Source organism: Anaerotruncus sp. G3(2012), assembly GCF_000403395.2.
In the GTDB taxonomy this organism is placed as follows: Bacteria; Bacillota; Clostridia; order Oscillospirales; family Ruminococcaceae; genus Anaerotruncus.
The window spans coordinates 864,429-885,090 of sequence record NZ_KE159657.1; the positions used below are offsets into that span (position 1 = coordinate 864,429).

At 49.8% G+C, this 20,662-nt stretch carries 19 protein-coding genes and 1 pseudogene; 13 read left to right on the plus strand and 7 right to left on the minus strand.

The genetic code is table 11. The features are described 5' to 3' along the window. Positions 1-74 precede the first annotated feature (74 nt). Entirely contained in the window at positions 75-1,205 is a 1,131-nt protein-coding gene (prfB, locus tag C814_RS09785; RefSeq protein WP_016315524.1) for a peptide chain release factor 2, read from the plus strand. A gap of 266 nt (positions 1,206-1,471) precedes the next feature. Here prfB and C814_RS23485 read toward each other — a convergent pair whose 3' ends face one another. Together C814_RS23485 and C814_RS09790 are read right to left on the minus strand one after the other, a co-directional pair. Then, complete coding sequence (locus tag C814_RS23485) at positions 1,472-1,627, minus strand: hypothetical protein (RefSeq protein WP_016315525.1); 156 nt, start codon at positions 1,625-1,627, stop codon at positions 1,472-1,474. Between the two features lie 56 nt (positions 1,628-1,683). Continuing rightward, positions 1,684-3,435, minus strand: coding sequence for a DEAD/DEAH box helicase (locus C814_RS09790; RefSeq protein ID WP_016315526.1), 1,752 nt, complete (start codon positions 3,433-3,435; stop codon positions 1,684-1,686). A gap of 522 nt (positions 3,436-3,957) precedes the next feature. On the opposite strand from C814_RS09790, the gene C814_RS09795 reads away from it, so the two are divergent. From C814_RS09795 to C814_RS09810, 4 genes are all read left to right on the plus strand, one after another. Continuing rightward, positions 3,958-4,539, plus strand: coding sequence for a LemA family protein (locus C814_RS09795; RefSeq protein ID WP_016315527.1), 582 nt, complete (start codon positions 3,958-3,960; stop codon positions 4,537-4,539). 214 nt (positions 4,540-4,753) lie between these two features. After that, the gene (locus C814_RS09800; RefSeq protein WP_016315528.1) at positions 4,754-5,539 is read left to right on the plus strand and encodes a TPM domain-containing protein; all 786 of its coding nucleotides are present in this window, start codon (positions 4,754-4,756) and stop codon (positions 5,537-5,539) included. Between the two features lie 324 nt (positions 5,540-5,863). Then, on the plus strand, positions 5,864-11,002 hold the full coding sequence (locus tag C814_RS09805; RefSeq protein WP_016315529.1) for a fibronectin type III domain-containing protein: 5,139 nt from the start codon (positions 5,864-5,866) through the stop codon (positions 11,000-11,002). A gap of 6 nt (positions 11,003-11,008) precedes the next feature. Beyond that, positions 11,009-12,418, plus strand: coding sequence for a hypothetical protein (locus tag C814_RS09810; RefSeq protein WP_016315530.1), 1,410 nt, complete (start codon positions 11,009-11,011; stop codon positions 12,416-12,418). Between the two features lie 108 nt (positions 12,419-12,526). On the opposite strand, the gene C814_RS09815 is transcribed toward C814_RS09810, so the two are convergent. The 3 genes from C814_RS09815 to C814_RS09825 all read right to left on the minus strand — a co-directional run bounded on the left by C814_RS09815 (position 12,527) and on the right by C814_RS09825 (position 16,101). Then, positions 12,527-14,149 carry a recombinase family protein gene (locus C814_RS09815; protein WP_016315531.1) on the minus strand — a complete coding sequence of 541 codons (1,623 nt, stop codon included), beginning with the start codon at positions 14,147-14,149 and terminating at the stop codon, positions 12,527-12,529. A gap of 561 nt (positions 14,150-14,710) precedes the next feature. Next, complete coding sequence (locus C814_RS09820; protein ID WP_016315532.1) at positions 14,711-15,229, minus strand: helix-turn-helix domain-containing protein; 519 nt, start codon at positions 15,227-15,229, stop codon at positions 14,711-14,713. A 473-nt stretch (positions 15,230-15,702) separates the two neighbouring features. Beyond that, positions 15,703-16,101: a hypothetical protein gene (locus C814_RS09825; RefSeq protein WP_016315534.1), complete on the minus strand. Its 399-nt coding sequence runs from the start codon at positions 16,099-16,101 to the stop codon at positions 15,703-15,705. A 100-nt stretch (positions 16,102-16,201) separates the two neighbouring features. On the opposite strand from C814_RS09825, the gene C814_RS09830 reads away from it, so the two are divergent. The 3 genes from C814_RS09830 (at position 16,202) to C814_RS09840 (ending at position 17,359) form a co-directional block, all read left to right on the plus strand. After that, entirely contained in the window at positions 16,202-16,480 is a 279-nt protein-coding gene (locus C814_RS09830; RefSeq protein WP_016315535.1) for a hypothetical protein, read from the plus strand. Between the two features lie 388 nt (positions 16,481-16,868). After that, positions 16,869-17,093 carry a hypothetical protein gene (locus C814_RS09835; protein WP_016315537.1) on the plus strand — a complete coding sequence of 75 codons (225 nt, stop codon included), beginning with the start codon at positions 16,869-16,871 and terminating at the stop codon, positions 17,091-17,093. Next, a complete protein-coding gene (locus C814_RS09840; protein WP_016315538.1) occupies positions 17,090-17,359 on the plus strand; it encodes a hypothetical protein in 270 nt (89 codons plus the stop codon). Before C814_RS09835 ends, C814_RS09840 begins: the two co-directional genes overlap by 4 nt. 215 nt (positions 17,360-17,574) lie before the next feature. Here the strand turns inward: C814_RS09840 and C814_RS23490 are convergent, their stop codons facing one another. Further along, a complete protein-coding gene (locus C814_RS23490; RefSeq protein WP_155846338.1) occupies positions 17,575-17,739 on the minus strand; it encodes a hypothetical protein in 165 nt (54 codons plus the stop codon). A gap of 124 nt (positions 17,740-17,863) precedes the next feature. On the opposite strand from C814_RS23490, the gene C814_RS09845 reads away from it, so the two are divergent. The 4 genes and pseudogenes from C814_RS09845 to C814_RS24885 all read left to right on the plus strand — a co-directional run. Further along, a complete protein-coding gene (locus tag C814_RS09845) occupies positions 17,864-18,280 on the plus strand; it encodes a hypothetical protein (RefSeq protein WP_016315540.1) in 417 nt (138 codons plus the stop codon). Continuing rightward, positions 18,265-18,684 (plus strand): single-stranded DNA-binding protein, encoded by a 420-nt coding sequence (locus C814_RS09850; protein ID WP_016315541.1) that lies wholly within the window; start codon positions 18,265-18,267, stop codon positions 18,682-18,684. The genes C814_RS09845 and C814_RS09850 overlap by 16 nt, the downstream gene beginning before the upstream one ends. A gap of 10 nt (positions 18,685-18,694) precedes the next feature. Further along, a complete protein-coding gene (locus tag C814_RS09855; RefSeq protein WP_016315542.1) occupies positions 18,695-19,477 on the plus strand; it encodes a ParA family protein in 783 nt (260 codons plus the stop codon). A gap of 87 nt (positions 19,478-19,564) precedes the next feature. Further along, positions 19,565-19,621, plus strand: a pseudogene (locus C814_RS24885) (hypothetical protein); the annotation flags it as partial. 1 nt (position 19,622) lies between these two features. Here the strand turns inward: C814_RS24885 and C814_RS22865 are convergent. Further along, the gene (locus tag C814_RS22865; RefSeq protein WP_081644926.1) at positions 19,623-19,898 is read right to left on the minus strand and encodes a helix-turn-helix domain-containing protein; all 276 of its coding nucleotides are present in this window, start codon (positions 19,896-19,898) and stop codon (positions 19,623-19,625) included. 429 nt (positions 19,899-20,327) lie between these two features. On the opposite strand from C814_RS22865, the gene C814_RS09870 reads away from it, so the two are divergent. Further along, positions 20,328-20,662, plus strand: a 335-nt coding sequence (locus C814_RS09870; RefSeq protein WP_016315545.1) for a DUF3102 domain-containing protein, incomplete at its 3' end; no start/stop codon positions are given.

The window sequence follows — 20,662 nt, forward strand, 5'->3', positions numbered from 1 at the left end:
GAACCCGGGGGTTGGCAGGGAATTCCAACATCAGATCAGCCCCCAATCAAACGGATAAGGAGCGGTGCACCAGTATGCTGCAATTTGAAGAGCTGCGACTCCGTCTGAGCGCACGCGAGGACGAGGTACAGGAATACCGGCAGGCGATCGGTTATGAGGGGCTTCAGCGCAAGCTGGCCGAGCTTGAAGAGAAAACCACTGTGCCGGGGTTTTGGAATGATGTGGAAAAATCCCAGAAAAACCAGCTTGAGACCGCAAAAGTCAAAGCGAAGCTTGCAAGTTATGACGATCTGTCGGCCCTCTATGAGGACACCCTGACCCTGATCGAGCTGGGCAACGAGGAGGAAGACGAGAGCGTCTATCCAGAAGCACTCTCTGATGTGGAGCGGTTCGAAAAGATGCTGGAAACCCAGAAGCTTACCACGCTGTTGACTGGGCAGTACGACGCAAACAATGCGATCGTGACCTTCCATGCAGGAGCCGGCGGGACCGAGGCGCAGGACTGGGCGCAGATGCTCTATCGCATGTATACCCGCTGGGCGGAGCGCCATGGCTTTACCTATAAGATTCTGGACTATTTGGATGGGGATGAAGCGGGGCTGAAAAGTGCGTCGATCATGATTGAAGGGGAGAATGCTTATGGCTTTTTGCGTTCGGAAAGCGGGGTGCACCGTCTGGTGCGGATTTCCCCGTTCGATTCGTCCGGCCGGCGCCACACCTCGTTTTCCTCGGTTGAGGTTCTACCCGAGCTGAGTGAGGACACAACGGTTGAAATCCGTCCGGAGGACATCAAAATGGATGTGTTCCGGTCGTCTGGCGCGGGCGGACAGCACATCAACAAGACTTCTTCCGCAGTACGTCTGACCCATCTGCCGACTGGGATTGTTGTTGCTTGCCAGAACGAGCGCAGTCAGCTTCAAAACCGAGCAATGTGTATGAAGATGCTAACCGCAAAGCTAATCGAAATCAAGGAGCGCGAGCACCTAGCGAATATTCAGGAGATCAAAGGGGAGCAGGCGCAGATTGCATGGGGCAGCCAGATTCGTTCCTATGTATTTATGCCGTACACCCTGGCGAAGGACACGCGGACCAAATTTGAGAACAGCAATATCAATGCGGTGATGGACGGTGATCTGGATGGTTTTATCAACGCCTATTTGAAGGCTGCAAGCCTAGGAACTCTGGGCCAACCTGCCGATGATTGACCGGTTTATCTGACCTCTGGAATATATATCCCCCCCTTGGGATTGGAACCTTCTCCGATCTCAAGGGGGGATTTTACATAGTGGTAGACAAGAAATCGCAGCAAGGCGCTTTTACAATATTTAAAAAGGGTTCGAAGAACCCCCTCCTAAAAAGCGCTTTCTTTTACTTTGAATCAAGAGCACCACGTTACAAAGGTTGATTTTTCATACTGCTGAGACAGCAAGAAGGGGTCTTTCTATCTTGTAGAAAGACCCCTCGAAAGGTTTTAAGATTGTTCCGCGTCCTCGCGCATCCGGTGGCAGCGGCCACATTTGGTACAGCCACCCTTATGGCATCTGGATTTCGCTTTATCCATCACGACGCAGGCATAGATACCTACCACGACTGCGAAGATCAGCAGAATCCATCCCCCAATTCCCATTGTGTTCGCCTCCTCATGACTTCTTATTTCGTAGCGCGCAAGCAGGGGATATCCGATTAGTCGATCTCCAGACGGTTGCGGCGCTCCTGTTTTCTAGACCATTTTTCGTTGTTGCGGCGGTGGCCCCGGCGGGACGGCTTCCCACTCAACCGGTCACGGGAAGCAAAGGGGGCTTCCGCTGAACGGGGACGTCGATTCCCCTGAAAGGCAGGGCGCGGTTTTTCCGTCGAGAGGGTGAAATGGGTCTCGCATCCCCGAATCCGCACACTGGACATTTCATTGAGGACGGTAAGTGCATCATTTTCAAACATTTCAATCAGGGTATGGTCGTCAAAAATGTCAATCCTGCCGATCGAACGGGAGGGGAGTCCGGTAGAATCCACGATGGCGCCGACAATAAAATTAGCTCCAATTCGATTGGCGCTTCCAATGTCTGCGTTGAGTACCACCCGTTTGCCACCCCGCCTGGAAGAATCCGCAGAAACAGTGGCTTTCACCACAGGAATCGTCTTTTTCTCACTGGAAGAAATAATCTGTGCAAGTGCGCAGGCGACATCGCGCAGGCCGCAACCCTGATTCTGAAGAATTTCGTCTATCTGCCCACCAAACGCCTCGTATCCTCCTGACTCGAGTGTCTGAGCCACCTTGGCGGAAAAATGCTCCTGCCGTCTGCGCAGAATATCTTCCGCTGAGGGGAGTGGCGCTTCCCGGATGTCTGCATTGATGTACCGGCGCAGCTCTTTCATCGTATTGAGCTGCCGGAAACCACACACAAGCGTATGGCTGGTCCCGCTTTTTCCTGCCCGTCCGGTGCGGCCAATTCGGTGGATATAGTACTCAAACTCCTGTGGAATGTCAAAGTTGTAAACCGCTTCAATGTCTTCGACGTCAATTCCTCTGGCCGCCACATCGGTCGCAACCAGAATGCTCGCCTTTCCATTACGAAAACTCTGCATCACCTGTGTGCGGCCGGACTGCTTCATGTCTCCATGTAGGCCGAGCGCCTGAAATCCTCGATCACCCAGATACTGCACCAGATCATCTACCATCGACTTGGTGTTGCAGAAGATCACCGACCGGCTTGGCTCCTGCATCTGGAGAAGGAGGTTGATCGCGTCCATTTTACGGGATTGCGGTACCTGGTAAAAATACTGGTCGATCGTTTCGATTGTTTTCTGTGGGGTCCGGATATGGACAGTCTGCGGATCTTTCAGAAACTCGGAAGTGATCTTCAAGATTGTGGGTGGCATCGTGGCTGAGAAAAGAACCGTCTGCCGGTCTTCCGGAGTCGCCGAAAGGATCGACTGGATATCTTCCAGAAATCCCATATTGAGCATCTCGTCCGCCTCGTCCAAAACCACCATTTTAAGAGTATCAAGCCTGAGAGTGCGGCGGCGCATGTGGTCCATCACCCGCCCCGGTGTGCCGATAACAATGTTGGCGGTGCGAAGCTGGGTGATTTGAGCATCCATCGGCGCGCCACCATAAACTGCCGCGACCGAAATACCGGTTTTGTATTTTGCATATTTGCGCATTTCCTCGGAAATCTGCATTGCAAGTTCACGGGTAGGGGAGAGCACCAGGACCTGTGCGCGACGATCTCCTCCAGACACCCGTTCAACTGCGGGGATACCGAATGCGGCAGTTTTACCGGTTCCGGTACTGCTGCGGCCGATTACGTCCAACCCCTGCATCAATAATGGGATTGCTCCCGCTTGAATGCCGGTTGCTTCGGTATAATTCATGTCGCTGACTGCCCGGCAGAGTTCGGGAGAAAGCCCGATACTTTCAAATAGGGTATTGCTCATAAATCTCTCACTTTCTAAGTTTCTTTCAAAATGAAATAAAGATGGGTTATGTTGTTGTTTCGGATGGGGCCTGTTTAAAAACAGATAAACTGGAAATTTTTTCATAATGGACGGGCGGCACAAGGAGAAAAGCACAGAAATACTTTGTGTATTCCATGGATTTCCGACGCAGCAGATGCCGCTTTTTCAGAAAAAGACAGTTATTTGATTTTTTAAACAGCTCCTGATTTTCGAAGCAGCCATTCAAAAAAAGCAAGGATAGATCTCCTTGCCCGCCTGTAGACTGATTTTGAACGCGGTTGCCACGAAGCATCCGTTCTAGGTAACACAAGATTTTAAGATACTTTCGTATAATCATATCATAAAAAGAAAAGTTTGTCGCACCATTTTCAAAAAAACTTCCATGAAATTTTTAAAAATAAACCGCAGATAATTTGTGAATTATAACGGGGAAGCTTGTATTGAAATTCGGAAACTGGTAGAATGAGAGCCGGACAGAATCTTAAAAAAGGAGGTTTCTCTATGAAGAAAATGTCAACCGGAAAAATGATCTTGATTGTGGTTGCAGTTTTGGCGGTTGTAGTTGGAATGTCGCTGTTTGGCGCCTATAATGGTTTGGCCACCCTTCGCGAAACAGTGGATACCCAACAGTCCACAATCCAGACCCAGCTCCAGAGGCGGTCGGACCTGATCCCAAATCTGACCAGTACGGTCAAGAGTCTGACAACGCATGAACAGTCTGTGATTGACAGCGTGACCGAAGCGCGTGCACAACTTGCTGGGGCCAGAGGGATGGAGGAGCTTGCTGCGGCGAATGACAACCTCACCAGTGCACTTTCCCGCCTGATGGTCGTGGTTGAGAACTATCCAGACATCCAATCTACACCGGCGTATACTTCACTGATGGATGAGCTGGCAGGAACTGAAAACCGGATTGCAGCAGCGCGGATAGACTATAATGAAGCTGTGCAGAGATATAACCAAAAAGTGATAACATTTCCCAATAAGCTAATTGCAGGGTTATTTGGCTTTGAAAAGGCAGAATACTTTACAGCGCCTGAGTCTGCGCAGAATGTCCCGGATGTGGGATCATTGCTCGGATGATAGCCAATACACTTCATTTTGAAATGACAGGCAAAGTCCGCCAGGATACAAAGTGCGTCTGATGGCTATAGTAAATGAAAATAGGCTGCCGATAGCAGTATTCTGCGGCAAGGCGTTGTAGATTTAAGTAGACTTGAAAAGAGCTAGGAATAGCTCTTTTCAATGGCTTCCATGATTACCCGGTTTTTGGAAGTAGAGGGGGCAAAAGAGGATTGTGAAAAAAGCAAAGACAATAGTTGCAGGGCTGATAGCGGCAGCATTTTTTCTGTTCTGTGCCGCCGCTTACCCCGAGCCAACCGAGCAGTTCTATGCAAACGATTATGCAGAGGTGCTCTCCAATGAGACAGAATCCTATATCGTCAGCCAGTCCTCCTCTCTGGCGGAGCGGACTGGTGCACAAATTGTAGTGCTGACTGTCAAAACACTTGATGGTGAGCCGGCTGCACAGTATGCCCTCCACGCCGGACGTCAGTGGGGGATTGGAGATAAGGAGAAAAACAACGGGGTTTTGCTGCTGCTCTGCCCAGACGAAGGACAAATCTATACTGCGGTTGGCCGCGGTCTGGAAGGGGTGCTGAACGATGCGAAGGTCGGGCGGCTGATCGACCGATACGCGCTCGAAGATTACCGGAATAAAGCCTTTGATGCAGGAACATTGCGGCTCTATCAGGCGTTGCTTTCAGAGGTTATGAAGGAGTACGGATTGGAGGATCTTCCAGAAATGGAGCAAGGTTCTTCTGGTCTCAGCGCTGAGGATACATTCGATCTGGTTATGCTGATTGTTGTGCTTGTGCTTATCCTCGTCTTTTTGGTCAATGGCAATGGACCACACAACAGATATCGCAGATGGCCACCGTTTACAGGCGGGGGCGGTTTTGGGAGCGGTGGCTTTGGCGGGTTCGGTGGAGGCGGATTCCACAGCGGCGGAGGCTTCTCCGGCGGAGGATTTTTCGGCGGGGGAGGGAGCTTCGGCGGAGGCGGCGCGGGCAGAAGATTCTAAAAGGAAACCAGCTTCGCGTCCAAAACGATCTGTCGTCCCGGCCTTTCCACTTGGCGGCGGGCAGCAAAAAATGATTTGATGCAGACAAAAGGACAGACGGGATGTTCCCGTCTGTTTTTATATGTAATGGAAAATACCTTTACAGAATCCTTTTTTAAAAATGGAAAATTCAAGAATGGAAAGTTCTTTTGCTTTGCACTTTAGACAGAACAAAAGGTTGTTTTTTGTTAAAAGATTACAAAAAATGTCTGGAATAGGGTCGAACTTTGTGTTATACTGTTTCTTGGCTTAGATTGCCGATCCCACGATAGAGGAGTAGAAACCATGAAACGAATGCTTACAGGGTTTTTGTCAGCGGCATTGGTTCTGTCTGGTTTTCCGCTGCCGGCCTATGCACAGGAGCCGCTTGAAGTCATCAATGTGATGTCATCTCCAGCGCAGAATGCAGGGCGGTTGAGCGTTGTGCTGCAGATGGGTTACCGAGAAGCTGCCGAAACACTCGCAAAACGCAACCTTGCACTGACATTGACAGGGGATAACAATGAGTCCTGCCGGCTTGAACTGAGCAAAATTGGCAGCGAGCAGAAGTTTTCATTTGGCGGAAAAGAAGCCAAAGTAAAGCTGACCTTACATAATCCACAGGATGTTCCGCTTGCTGGAAATGACAAGGTTGGATTTTATCTTCTGGAGTTTTTCGATCTGCCCCGAAATCTCAAATATCGGGTGAGTTTTGAGGGGGACGGATACAGCAGCTTCACCTCTCAGGAACTTTCGATCAACGAATACGTGCCGAAACTTTGTGTCAGTGCAGAGAGCGGCGGATTTGCACTGGGGGATGTCACTGGTGACCAAAAGATTGACCAGACGGATTTCAGCAAGATATCTGCTGCACTTGGAAAGTCTTCTGGGGACGCTGATCTGAACTTTGACGGAAAGGTAGATATTACAGATATTGCATTGGTTCACCATAACATGGGGGCCAAGCGCCCCGCAGAGGTTTACGAGGGTGCGATGGTCACAGCCGGGATTTTGGATACAGATGCCATCGCACAGGAGCTTTCGAAGAGCGGTGTCCAGCTTGAGGGCAGTCTGGAGGACCTGTTTGAGGATAACGGGCAGGCAGTAAAGCTAGTTAATACCAAAGGCGGGCCGCTCCAGATTCCCATTACCTTTGAGACGCCAAAAGTGATGGGGCAGATTGAGATTGTGTCCCCGTCGATCAATGGAGCGCCCGAAAAGGGAAATGCGCAAATCGAATACGAGGACGGTACCACCGAGCAGATCACATTTGATAACACATCTCCTGCAGGGGCTCACGCTATTGAACGCAGCCCTGGGGATAGTACGGTCGTTATCAAGCTGAACAAGCGGGTGCCGGTAAAGAAAATCACGATCACAATTGAGAAGGTGATTGGGGAGAACGGCAAGGTCAGTTATACGGTCATTGAGAAGATCGAATTTTTGAGGGATATCATACCGGATAATATTGATCTTGGTGCGTCGATTCCCAAAAATGTTTACGCAGAACCAGGCGCCAAACAGGCATCGCTCACCTGGCGCGCGGTGGACAATGTGGATGGTTATATTGTAAAATACGGGCTTTCCGCAAATGCACTGAACAAGCAGCTCCGTGTCGGCACGAATGAAGCGGTCATCACTGGGCTGGAAAACCTCAAAACCTATTACTTTACGGTGTCAGCGTATAGCGGAGAATGGACGGGCGACCCCTCTGCAACGGTAACCTGTGTTCCGCAGCCAAATAAGGCGCCGCTGCCCCCAGATAACCTTTCGTTGACGCCGGAAGACAGCGCAATCGTTGTGAACTGGAAAAATGCAGAGGATGCGGAGTTCTACAACGTTTACTACAAGGCATCCTCTGAAAGTGAGTTTAAACTGGCAAAAGAGAAGCAGGCCGGTACTTCGTTCCGGGTCAGCGGTCTGACGAATGACGTATCCTATGATTTCTATGTCACAGCAGGCAATAAAATCGGATTCAGCAAGCCTTCCTTGACTGCGACTGGAAAACCGGAAAAAGAAACGTTAAAAATTCCTGAGCTGCCTACCCTCAACCGGATCCCTAATTCGGCGATCATTCGTGCGGAGTTGGAAAACAAGAACAATGTTTCCAGCGAATACGATGGAAAATTTGACATCAAGTGGGTCTACGACGGAGACTTTGAAACCCATTGGACTGCACGTGCTTGGTGGGAGAGCAGCAGAATCACCTTTGAGTTTGACGAAGAGAAGAGCATGGACTACTTGATCTATGTTCCCCGTCTGAACAAAGGGTTCCCAGAGTCGCTCCAGCGGTATTCGATCGCAGCATGGGACAAGGATGGGAATATGACCTGGCTGACCGCTGATGAGGGCAAGCTGGGCAACCGTCCCGAAGGAAATGTGGGGAGCGCGCCGATTGTCAGGAACAATCCAAAAGAGACCGGATATGCAATCCTGCCGTTTAAGCGCAACGACCATATCAAGAAGATTTCAGTGCTGGTGCGTCAGGGCGACGGTACACCGCAGCCTTCCTCGCTTGCTGAGATCGCGTTCTATACCTATGATGATATTGATGACAGCATCCGCAGCCTGTTTACCGACAATACCTACACAGCGGTGGCATCTGGGGCAACACAGGCCAAAATTGATGAACTGCGTGCCCGGCTTGAGAGTGGGGACGGCTATTACGTCAATAAGGAGATCCTGTTGGATGAGCTTTCGCTGGCGGAATCGCTGCTGAAGGGCGACAAGTCCGGGATTGGCGCGGTGATGGATCAGGTACAGTCACGCGACAGCTCGAGAGACCCGAAAAAGATCAATACCTTCCAGCCGCTCGGTGTGACCGCAGAGGCCGGAAAACAGATTGTAGTCTATGCACAGATTCCGGAAGGCGAGACGGTCAATTTGATCCCGACCCAGCATTTCGCAGAGGCCGCCAGATGGAGTGGAAGCGCAATCAAGCTGGAGAACGGGCGCAACATCATCACAATCCCGCGTCTGAACGATGTTTCTCCGCAGAAGGGCGGATCACTCTATCTGCAATACAGCGGGTCGAAGGCCAGCGAGATCAAAATGCAGGTGCGCGGCGGGAACAAAATCCCGGTTCTTGAACTTTCCGATTGGCATGAGATCGGGGAGAGCGAAGTAAAAGCGCGGATTTCCGCTTATGTGAGCGAGCTGGAAAGCTATTACACCTCGAAGTTGAGCGGAATGAACAATAATACTCTGCAAACCCATATCCTAAATGCGACCGAGATCGCTTTCCCACATGTGCTGCTTTCGCTGCCAGCCAGCCAGGTACGGGCCGGGCTTGGGTCGAACGGTGCTAATGCCCTCTATAATGATGGCCTGGCGTGGGAAGAGCTGATGAAGCTGATGTACAGGACCCACGGAATCGACGAAGCGGACCTTGAAAAGTCTGCCTCGAGACACAATATCCGGTATATGCGGATGTTCGGCAACGCCTTCATGTATGCAAGCGGAAGTCATATCGGCATCGGATACGGTTCCTGCTCTGGGATGATCGGCGGCAGGCCGACCACAGTCACCGGGGCGAACAATGCCAACGGACTGTTTGGATGGGGCATCCAGCACGAGATTGGACATGTGATGGATACCCTCGGAAAAGCCGAGATCACCAACAATATCTATTCTCTCTTCGCCCAGACCTACGATGGCAGGAACAACGCGCTGAATTCCCGTCTGGAAAACTCGAACAAGTACGAGGCAATCTTCCAGAAGGTCACTTCCGGACAGAAGGGGATGGCGAACGACGTGTTTGTCAGCCTTGGTATGTACTGGCAGCTGCATCTGGCGTATGACGGTCCGGATGACAACTTCTACAACGAGCTGAACAAGATCGGCGGCGGGGACGCGAACTTTATGGCCGCAGCCAGCCAGGTCTCGGGCAAAGACCTCAGTGAATTCTTCCGGAGCTGGGGCCTGGAGCCGAGCGGTCAGGGCGGTGGCGCCGAGGAGCGCAAGATTCAGTATCTGACCGATGAATCCCGCAGAGAGCGTATTGCCGGGACATCCAGGCAGTCCGGATCGGTTGGGATCAGCGCATCGTACAATGCTGCAACCAAAAAAGCGACCGTCAGCGTCACTCCTGCATCGGGGGCCAAGATGCTTGGCTATGAGATCAGCCGTACACTGAACGGCAAGACCGAACCGGTAGCGTTCCTCTCGGCAAAATCCGGAAAAACTACATGGGATGATTCACTCGGTTCGGTAAACAACAAGGCGGTTACCTATTCAGTCAAGGCGGTTGATATCCTCGGTTATGTTATTGCGGAGGATTCCGCACCAGAGCTCAAGGTTGAGCATAACAATCTGATTGAGAAAGGGAAGTATACCACAAGTTTGGCGGACGGTCTTTTGACTGTTGATTTCGGGAGTAGCCCACAGTCGATCGCTGGCATCGTATTCAATGAATTCCCAGCAGCAGGGCAGACGGCAGCCGTTTCGGGCGAAAGTTCCTCGTCTGACATAACAGAGACCTCAAGCAGCCCGTCAGAAAACACTTCTTCCGATCCCACACAGAGTACAGATGAATCCTCGAGCAGTGCATCGGAAAATGCTTCTTCCGCTTCTTCACAGAGTGAATCCGAAGTATCGGGAAGTTCGACGGAAAATACTTCTTCTGCCCCAGCATCGGGTATGGATGAACCGTCGAATAGTCAGCCCAATGCTCCGGTAAAGGACAGCGGCCCTGGATTCCCGGTAATTACAGAAGAAGAAACCCCGGTAAAAGCAGCGGAAAGTGGGACTGTCAAAGTTGTGGTCACCGATGCAGCCGGCAAGAAGACAACAGTGCTGGAAATCAGCTATGAGGAAATCCGCAAGGATCCTGCGAAACTGCGGTTCTTCACCCGGAAAGAAGCGGATGGAAGCATCTGCCCGTTTGATGCAAAGACAATTGAAGTCAGCGGCCTGCCAGCAGGCATCTCTGCTGAGAAGATTGACTTTGCAGCGTATCCCGGAGACAATATCGAATTTGGCATCAATGGGATCGGGATTCTGGGCAGGAGCTATGGTGAGATTGCATCAGGCAAACTCATCGTAACCGGCAGCTTCCGCGGCAACCCGGTGTTCAATACCATCCGGGTTTATGGCAAGAGCCAGAATGTTGATTATACGGGAGAGGAGCAGAACGACACCGAGACCGACAAGGTTCCGCTCGAAGGTGAGATCTATCTCTTTGCCGCAATGCCCAAAGAAGGGGATATGGCGGAGATCGACAACGGCCTCTGGATCTTTGTTCCCAAACAGCAGAGCGATACAACAGGCTCTGTACAGGAAGATGGTTCTGCGGCATGTGCCGGCAGCATACTCCCAACTCAGATCATGGCGGAGCTCCATCGGAAGGATGTCCCAGAGGGGGGGAACGGCCGTATCACAAGCGATACCCGCTGGATTCCTTCTCCCACATACGAGTCGATGCCCACGATCATACTGGAGGATTAAACACAGATGAAACAGCTAGGAAAGTTTATGGGCGTACTGCTTGCGGCAGTGACAGCGATTTCCTGTTGTGCGATGGCGGCATTTGCCGCTGTCGCACAACAGCCCCGAATCGTTCTGAAGGAAAGCGGCGTACGCAACCAGTATATCCTGCGTCTGGAGGAGTTCAGCAGCAGGTTTGAATCGGTGCAGTTTGATATCTGCATCGACCGCCAGGTGAATGCGCCGGAGGTAACCTGGAGGGACAATTCCTCGGCGCATTTCCAGAGAATCGACACAAGCCAGAAAGACGGAAAAACAATCCTGACGGTTTATATTGACCGGCTCAGGCCGATTGCCAACAGCAACAGCATAGAGCTTGCGGAGCTGACATTTGACCAGTCAATCCCGAGCTCCCGGATTTCAGTCGGGAACGAGATGATCGCACTGGATGGGGATCAGGAAAAAACGGTCTTTCAGAATCCGACGTTGAAGGTCACTGGATCGACTGCGGGGAGCAGCAGTTCTAGCAGCAGCTCGGGTGGCAATCGAGGCGGCGGAGGCGGCTCCGATTCTGATTCGGATGATTCTTCTTCCGATAGCAGCAAAACCCTTGATTGGGATGACGTTTCCAGCCGTGTCACAGAAAGTGACGGACAGAAAGTGCTGACCATCCGCGTCCGGGAGGGACAGGTGATCGGGCATGAGATCTTCCGCCAGGCCGCACAGAAGGGAATTCAGCTAGTACTTGATTACGGAGATTACATCTGGACTTTCCATATCACCAAGGGAATTTCGATTCCCACCAACCGGATGTATTATGATTTTTCGATTGAGAAGATACGGTATAAGAACCTTTCCGCAGCGGTGGAAAACACCGATCTGGTGCAGTTTGAGATTGCTTATAGCGGACAGCTTCCTTGTGAAGCGACGCTCTCTTACCGAGTAGGCAGTCACTATGTTGGGGAGACAGCGCATCTTTCCTACTATAATGAAAATGAAGCGACCCTCGACTATCTGGAGAGTGCAAAAGTGGCGTCGAACGGCATGATAGATTACACGTTTACCCATGCGTCCAAATATGTGATTGCTTCCAAAGATGTTTGGGAACCGCCGGCACAGCAGCAACAGCAGGGCGGAACCACAGCTCCATCTGGATCGACCGGTTCTGCTGGAGGAAGCTCTAATGTCACAGTTCCGCCTGAGGATGAGGTTGAAGAACCGGATGAATCCGATGAGCCTGACGAGGAAGTCCCCTCCGAAAGTGAGCCGGACGATCTTGAGCCGGAACAGCCGGTGGATGCAGAGGTCGAGGAGCCCAGCAGAGGCGGTACAAACTGGATTCTGCCGGTGGTGATCCTGCTGCTGATCGCAGGAGCTGTCGGTGTGGCAGTGGTAATCATCCTCCGAGTGCGTGCCAACAGGGAAGATGATTATTAAAAATGTTATAAAAGCGCTGGCCAATAGGCCAACTGCATGAGTCCTGATGATGTTATGAGCGGGGTATGTTTTATACCCCGCTCAACATATATTTTTGGGAGAATTGTTTCAGCCAGTGAATAAAATAAAAGCCTGCCTACAAAATCTGTAGACAGGCTCATGGCGGGCCACATTATCTATTATCCGAACGCGAGCCGCCTTGTTTTCACTGCGAGCAGCAGCCTCTGGACCGCTTTCCGCGTCCTGATTTTCCAAGTCCTCCAAGTCGTCGCACATATCCATATAAGATACCTGCTTACTGTCTTTAATATTGTAGTAAATTACGATCTTGTCATCGTAGACATACACTGAATTTATAAATACGTCGATAATTCTTTTTCTAAAAAAGCTGTCGCATGGATCTCCATCACAAAATGTTTTCAGCCATGCCATGATTTGTTCTTTCGAATAGTGTATACCATTGACCAGACGTAGCCTTGAAAGATCGAGCTCTATATCGGCCTTTTGGCTTTCCAGCAACTCGATTTTATCAAAGAAACGCTTGCGAACGTGTGGAGAGTCAGATTCTATCGAAGCGTCGACAGCGTTGGCGATCTCTCTTTCCAGCTTGTCGATCTGGCGTTCCATATCTTTTATTTTATTGCCGCCAAACTCTTTTTCGTACTGTTCAACAAGACGGCCGGCAATGTAGTCAATGCGGGAAGGGGTGAGCACATATTCGGCGGTCTGCTCTACGACATACCATTCGAGGAAATCCTTTTTCTCGTTGTGTTTCTTGCAGGTATGCAGCCTTTTTCGCTGGCCGCAAGCGTAATAGTGATGAAGCACCCCTGTTTTGCTGGTGCCGCAATCCCCGACCAGTCGCGTACCGCAATAACCGCAGAAGACTTTACCCTGCAACAGGTATTCTTCCCGCGCCTTTTTTATAGCAGGGGCATGACGCAGCCTGTCCAGCTGTTTCTGTACTTGGAGAAAAGTTTGTTCATCAATAAGGGCCTCACAGCCTCCGGTGACTTCCATGCCGTTATGCACATACTCTCCTATGTATTTCCGGTTGCGCAAAGCATGTTGGAGGCTGGATAGGGACATTGGCCGGCCATAGTAGTTCTTTACCCCGCGTGCATTGAGTTCATCCATAATCTGTTTTTTTGATATACCGGATGCATATTGCTCAAAAATCCATTTTATGATGGGCGCCTTTTCTTCGTCGGCCACAAGCCGCTTGTTCTGGATTTTGAAGCCGAAAGGGGGGATGCCGCCTATGTAAGTTCCTTTTATCGCACTTTCCCTCTGTCCGCGTTTCACATGCTTGGACAGATTCGCGCTGTAATACTCGGCAAGGCTTTCCAGCATCCCTTCGAGCATGATTCCTTCCGGATCATCGCTGATGTGTTCGGTTGCGGATACTACGCGAACGCCGCTTTTCTTTAGACGGTGCTTGTAGTTTGCGCTGTCGAAGCGGTTGCGGGCAAACCGATCCAATTTCCAGACAATCACAGCTGAAAATTGCCCTTTGGGGGCATCAGAAATCATGCGTTGGAAATCGGGGCGATCGTCAGACCGCCCCGTCAGCGCACGATCGACATATTCATGAATGACGACATATCCTTCACGCTGGGCGTAGGCATAGCAATCGCGCAGCTGTCCTTCGATGCTTTGTTCGGTTTGTCCATGGCTGGAATAACGGGCGTATATAACCGCGTTTCGGGCGGTGGCTCCTGCATGTTTCATAAAAAATCCCCTTTCTTTTTGCATAAGAGTATGCTAAAATAAAGGGGCAGTAAGCTGGTGAAAATTTTACTGCCCCTATGGAATCCGCTTTCGGTGCTGGTAACACCGAGAGCGGATTTTTTGTAGACAAATAGGATTTCCTGTGTTATTATGTGGATGGCGCTGCCAGTAACGGGTAGGCGGTTGGTCCCTCTGTAAAGGAGGGGACTTCTCGGCCCCCTCCTTCGAGAGGGGGTGACGCTATGGAATACATATGGACGCTCCTCGTTTTGTTGGCACTCGAAAGAGTGCTTCACGAAGCCCGGAAGCTCCTGAAGGAATTTCGGCGTAAAAAAAAGAAGTAACCGCCCACGTCCCAATGTTTGCGGTTACTTCTTGTAACTACACGAGGGGCTAACCGTCTATCGGCAGCGCCTTCTGTTTTTATTATAACCGCATAATATGAAATTGTCAATCGGCCGCTTCCGGTTACTTGCCGGGGGCGGCTTTTTTATTTTTTCAGCAAATTGCAGATGTCTATGACCTTGCACTGCTCTCCTGTTCGTTTGAGCGGGGGATTTTTTATGCTGGTTTTGCCCCGACGGATTCTTTCACAGACGAGGTCGGGGATTCCTGAATCTTTTCGGCAAGAAATTGAGCTCGCGCCATTGCCGCGAATTTATCTGCTTCTTGTTCTATAGCGTTTTCTGATAGTTGAGTCGACTTTTTCTTCCCTTGGAAAGCGCGGTTTTGGGCCAGCCGTCGGATGTATTCAATCACACCCTTTCGATCCTTATCATCAAGTTGGACAAATTCTAAGATGATTTGTTTTTCCATGTCTCCTAAGTGAAACTCTTTCACTAGCTGATCTATACTTGTCTCCGGTGTTGGCAGAAATACTTCTCCATCCTCGATTCGAAGCCATTCTTCAGAAATATTGAATGTTTTGCAGATGTTATTAAAAGCTGATGCTGAAGGGTTTCTGCGTCCGGTTTCATAGTTAGTAAGAACATTTGCTGTCGTGCCAATACGGCCCGCAAACTCTTGTTGTGTAAGGCCCAAGTCTTTACGTACTTTTCTTATACGTTCACCCAAAGTCAATAGTTCCTTCCTCCTTCCTTATTGCTATTAGTATAGTGCTGAAATACGTCATTGTCAAGTTTTTTCTTCTATGGCGTAAATCTATATTGACAAATTCGTCTTAAGCGAATATAATAACGTCATAGACGTCTCAATATTCTGATATTCAAAGAAAGTGAGGTTAAATTTTATGAGCGAACAGCAAAAGCAGGATTCTCGGGAGCTTGCAATCCTGTTAGAAGAGCTTTCCAACGAGGATTGTCTTCGGATTCAGGGCGTAATTGCTGGGATACGGCTAGCACGCAAACTTTCCTTTTGCCCCGGCAGGAGCGATGATCTGAAGAGCGTACCACGCAGCGCATAAAAAAGCCGCCCGGCGGGCGGCGGAGAGGAGGTGCTGGAGATGACAGGTCATATGATCACAATCATTTTTAACTCGGTTACAGCAGTGTGTAATATTATCGTTATGATACTTTTCTATGTATGGTATGGTCCTAACGCAAAACGATAGTCGCGACTAAACTCCCTACAGCAGCAATGCTGCCTATAAGTGTAGCGATGAGAGATGTCCAGAAGCGAATGCGATCAATATTTTTTCGCCTATTAGCCACCTCCATTGCTTTTTTTTCAGATTCGACACGGGATTGTCTTTCAACTTCAAAATTGAATTCAATCTCTTGAACCCGAGCTTTTATTTCGCGTTGGGATTGCATAATATCTTGAATTTTGCATTTGAATTCTTCTGTTTCATAATAAGGAACATGAAGCATGGCGTGTACAGATTCTTCAGAATTCATATTCAGAGATTTTTGATAAAGATCCATTTCTATATCTGCCTTGTTTTGTATATGTTCAAGTATTTGAAATGAGAGGTCTTCTGGAATGTTTGACATTTTCGATCCTTCTTTCATAGTGTATTAAATTAGTATAACAGAGAAGGATGTAGGGAGCAACTACTAAAGAGCCGCCCGGCGGGCGGCGGGAAGGAAAACTATGGGACATTTTACAACTGCTAACATTACATTTTTTAATTATCTAATGTCGATAGTCGGCCCTGACGTGGCGGAGGAACTCTTCTCAATGAGCAGCCAAGAAAAAGAGTCGCGGTTTATCATCATTGATGGGAGACGGGGTCCAACGGGGAAAAGCACTCTGTGTAAGGTGCTGCAGAAGCATGGCTATCAGGTGCTGGAGATGCATGAACAAAAATACATATGTCTAGACGTGGAGTTGCAATGCAAGGTTGCTAATTTTAGTGATTGTGTGGACTAAGGAAGACGGGAGACTTTTTTGAAATATTGAAAGTCCAGTTGGTTTCAGATTCATCCTTGACCAAAAAACCACAAACTTTCATGGCCTGTTTGAACATTCCGTTGGTAATGTAAAATCCGTTTGGACTGTTTTCAAAAATATGTTTTAGTCCGTAGGAAGTGGACTGACATGCAAATGTTTTGATGGGAAAAAGATTTTCCTTTATCCAAGAGCACAAGAGCGATCGTTCCTCCGAAGTAAGTAGGTCGTATTGTTCGACCCTATCAGTGTCATACATAGAACAATTCTCCGTTTCATGTAAATTTATGTATTTTAACTCATAATACTGCAAGATGTTAGAAAAGTCAATCAGAAAAAGCCGCCCGACAGGCGGCGGAAAGGAAAAAGTATGATGGAACGTAAAGGGCGTGTCTGGGCGGGCGTAGTCGGTCTGCGCGCACCGGACGGCTCTATTGCTAGGACCGTAAAAATCTATCGTGATGTAGATGTCGAACCGAAGCCCGGCAGAATGACCAAAGACGAAGAGCGGGTATGCGACGGGATCATCCGGGATATGGCCGTTATGTATCACAAATACGTGGAACGTTTAACCGAGGAGGAACAGCCAAAATGACCGCAGGAAAATTAACCGCAGAAGAATTCGAAGAAATCATGAGACGGTATGACGCAAAAGGTCCTATCGAAAATACGTTGCGCCATTTTGGATATTCAGAAATCCAGGAAGAATCAGAATGGCGCCAGCATTGGGATAAGTCTGAATATCTAAAAAAACTTTTATTCATGCCCGAGTTCATCAACATTGAGCTAAAGCATGAGAAGTTTAAGATGGTGTTGGACTACGATCCCGACTACCCCAATGCGCTGATCCAATTTTTTTGAAGGAGGGAACTTATGAAAATCATCATCGAAACGAGAGAAGGGGATGTCGAGCCGCTTACTATTGAGGTGCAGATGCAGGCTGATGTACCGACACTCCGCATTAAAAGAATTTCGGGATAGTGTTCGAAACGGCGAGCAAAAATCTATCGCGCCTGCTTTGTAATTGAGCTAAAAAGAATGATCTCTCCATGCCATTACATGGAGAGATCCGAAGACTATTTACTACCCAGCATCCGACTCCAATCCGATCCTTTTTCAAGATGGAAAGTCCATTTGCCGTTAGGCACAAATTGAGCCAGTGAAACTATTGCGTAGCCTTCCTTTAAGAAGCGTTCTTTTTCCTCAACTGAACGTGTTGAAACTTTCTTATTGATAGCCAACCCCCCTTTCTTAAAAAATAATTGTAAAATCAATATAATTATAGCATATAATCCCAGAATAATCAAGCCGAATAGCAAATTTCAAGGAAGAATAAGGTAATAAAATTTCATGAGGAGGATTAAGATGAAGTTTATGAGAAAAAAGGATCAGGAATTGGAAGACCTGCTTGAGAAGTCCCGTCAGCTTCAGGTGGAGCTGAACGAGGCGGCGGCAAAGGCAGCGAAAGGATTGGTCTGGCGTCGGTTCGTCCCCGCTGGATCGCCGGAAGATCTGGTGAAGCTCGGCAGCCTGATCGAAAGAAAGGCCCTGGCTTTGGATGATTTGCAGCTGATTTTGCAGGTGCTCGCGCTACCTGTATCGGATGGCAGCTGCCCGGTGGATGGACAGGTCAGAATGGCGTATACCGACCAGACAACCACCTGCCCATCGTATATAGGCGGCAGATGCATCGGTGTGCCGCCTGTCCATCCGCCGTATACATCAAGACCGGTATGCCCCAAAACGGTTTCGGAGGAGATAGACGGATGTATCAAAAGGTAATCATGATGGGCAGACTGGCGGCGGATCCAGAGCTTCGTCAGACGCCCAGCGGGGTCAGCGTGGCAACCTTCACAATCGCAGTGGACCGCCAATATGCGGACAAGGACGGCAAACGCCAGGCGGACTTTTTCGATGTCATCGCCTGGCGGGAACTCGGGGAGTTTGTCAGCAAGTATTTTCACAAGGGTAAGCCATGCCTGGTGGACGGCCGGATCGAAACCCGCACCTACACAGACAAGAACGGGATCAAGCGAAAACTTTACGAAGTGATCGCCCAGAGCGTCCGGTTCTGTGGGGATGGCAGCAAAACAGACAAAGGACTGCCGGAGGCACCGCCAGCGCCCAAGCAAACAGAGCAGGCGGATTTTACCGAGATGCCTCCGGAAGGAGACCTTCCATTTTAGGGGTGACAGCATGAGAGTGATTGACATCATCAACCTGAAAGGCGGCGTGGCCAAGACGATCAGTGCGATCAATATCGTCCATGTGCTGGCTGCGGTCCACCATCAGCGCGTCCTGATGATCGACAACGACAAGCAGGGCAACACGACCAAATTCTGGGGACTGCACAGCTATGACCGGCCCGGCATCGCCGAGCTGCTTACCCAACCCGGGCTGGACGTCCGGCGGGTGATCCGACCGACCGGGATTGCGGGGATCGACCTGATCCCCGCAAACATGTCCCTGCTTTCGGCGAACAGCTCGCTGCTCATCAACATGAGCCGGGGCAGGGACTACCGGCTCCGACGGGCGCTCGACCCGGTGCGGGATGCGTACGACTTCTGCGTGATCGACAATGCCCCTGACATCAACGTGGGCGTCATCAATGCGCTTATGGCCGCAGACGATGTGCTCGTACCGGTCAAGATCGATCAGTTTGCGTTCGACGGCCTCGCGGAGCTGATCGAGCAGGTGGATGAGATCCGGGAGAGCAATCCCAGCCTGCGGTTTGCGGGCTGTTTTTTTACCATGTACCAGCGCAACAAGGCCAACCAGCGCGGAGACGATTGGCTGCATGACGCCGGGAATTACCCTATCTTCAAAACCCGCATCCGCAGCACTGTGAAGGTCACCGAAACGACCTACGAGGGCAAACCGCTGCTGATCCATGCGCCCCGCAGCACAGCGACGCAAGACTACGTCGCGCTGGTGGCGGAGTATCTGGAGCAGGCAGAGGAGGGAAACAGTACCCAATAAACAGGAAAATACGCAAAAAGGGACTGATGAAAAGTGCGTGAAAATCTACGGCAAGCCCGACGAGACAAAGACATGACCCAACAGGACATGGCGGATGAATTGGGAATCACTCTGCGACATTATCAAAAAATTGAATATGCAAATCTTAAGGGCTCTTTTGAGGTTTGGGACGCCTTGGAGGACCTTCTGGGGGTACATCAACGGATACTCCGAGAGAACACAAGTAAACATCTCGACCGAGAAGAAAATCCGTAGGGACATCAAAAAAATCTGCCATTTCCACAAGTAGAGATAAATTCGGTTCTCGTTCGCCTCCTTCATATTTTTGAATCGCGCGCAAAGAAAGCCCTAGCGCGTCAGCAGTTTTCTGGAGCGTATAACCACGAAAAATGCGTGCCGAACGAAGCCGGTCGTTAAACATTTTATATTCCTCCTGTCAAAATTTCTTGACATACACCCATATTGTACGTTATACTGATTTTGGAATATACGTCCAAAATGGGTGCAAAAAAGGAGATATGTAAAATGACGCTCAAGGAGCGCAGCAAATTATATTATAGCGGAGACAAAGCATCTATTCGGAACATGCCGTTTTGCATCAACTGCGAGTACTTTTGCCAGCATTACGTAAAAGACCCCATATTTGTTACAGGAGAGGCACCGCTTGATGGTGGACACTGTACGTTTTTCCGGAAACGCCGCAGATATTACTTCGCGTATGACACCTGCGAACATTTCCAACGCAGGGAGAAAGGGCGAAATGCCGATGAAATCGTAAATTCAAGTGAAGAACAGGGGAACATCTATTACATAGCAACATTTCAAAATCTAAACGTCTAGGAGGGAGCAAATGGGGAAGTTTAACGTCCGAGAGATGATGGTCCCGAAGGAATCCAGCACAGAAACAGTGGACAGGCCGCGTACAGTGGAACAGATCGCGGTGGAGATCAATTTCTATAAGGCGCAGACGGTTCAGAACATCATCGAGATCGGCAAGCGGCTGATCGAAGCCAAGGAGCGCCTGCCGCATGGGGAATGGGCGGACTGGCTGCGGGATGCAGTGGACTTCAGCGAGCGTTCAGCCCGCAACTTTATGCGGCTGGCAACCGAATACGGAAATCGGCAACCGGTTGCCGATTTGGGCTACACCAAGATGCTGGCGCTTTTACAGGTCCCGGAGGAGGA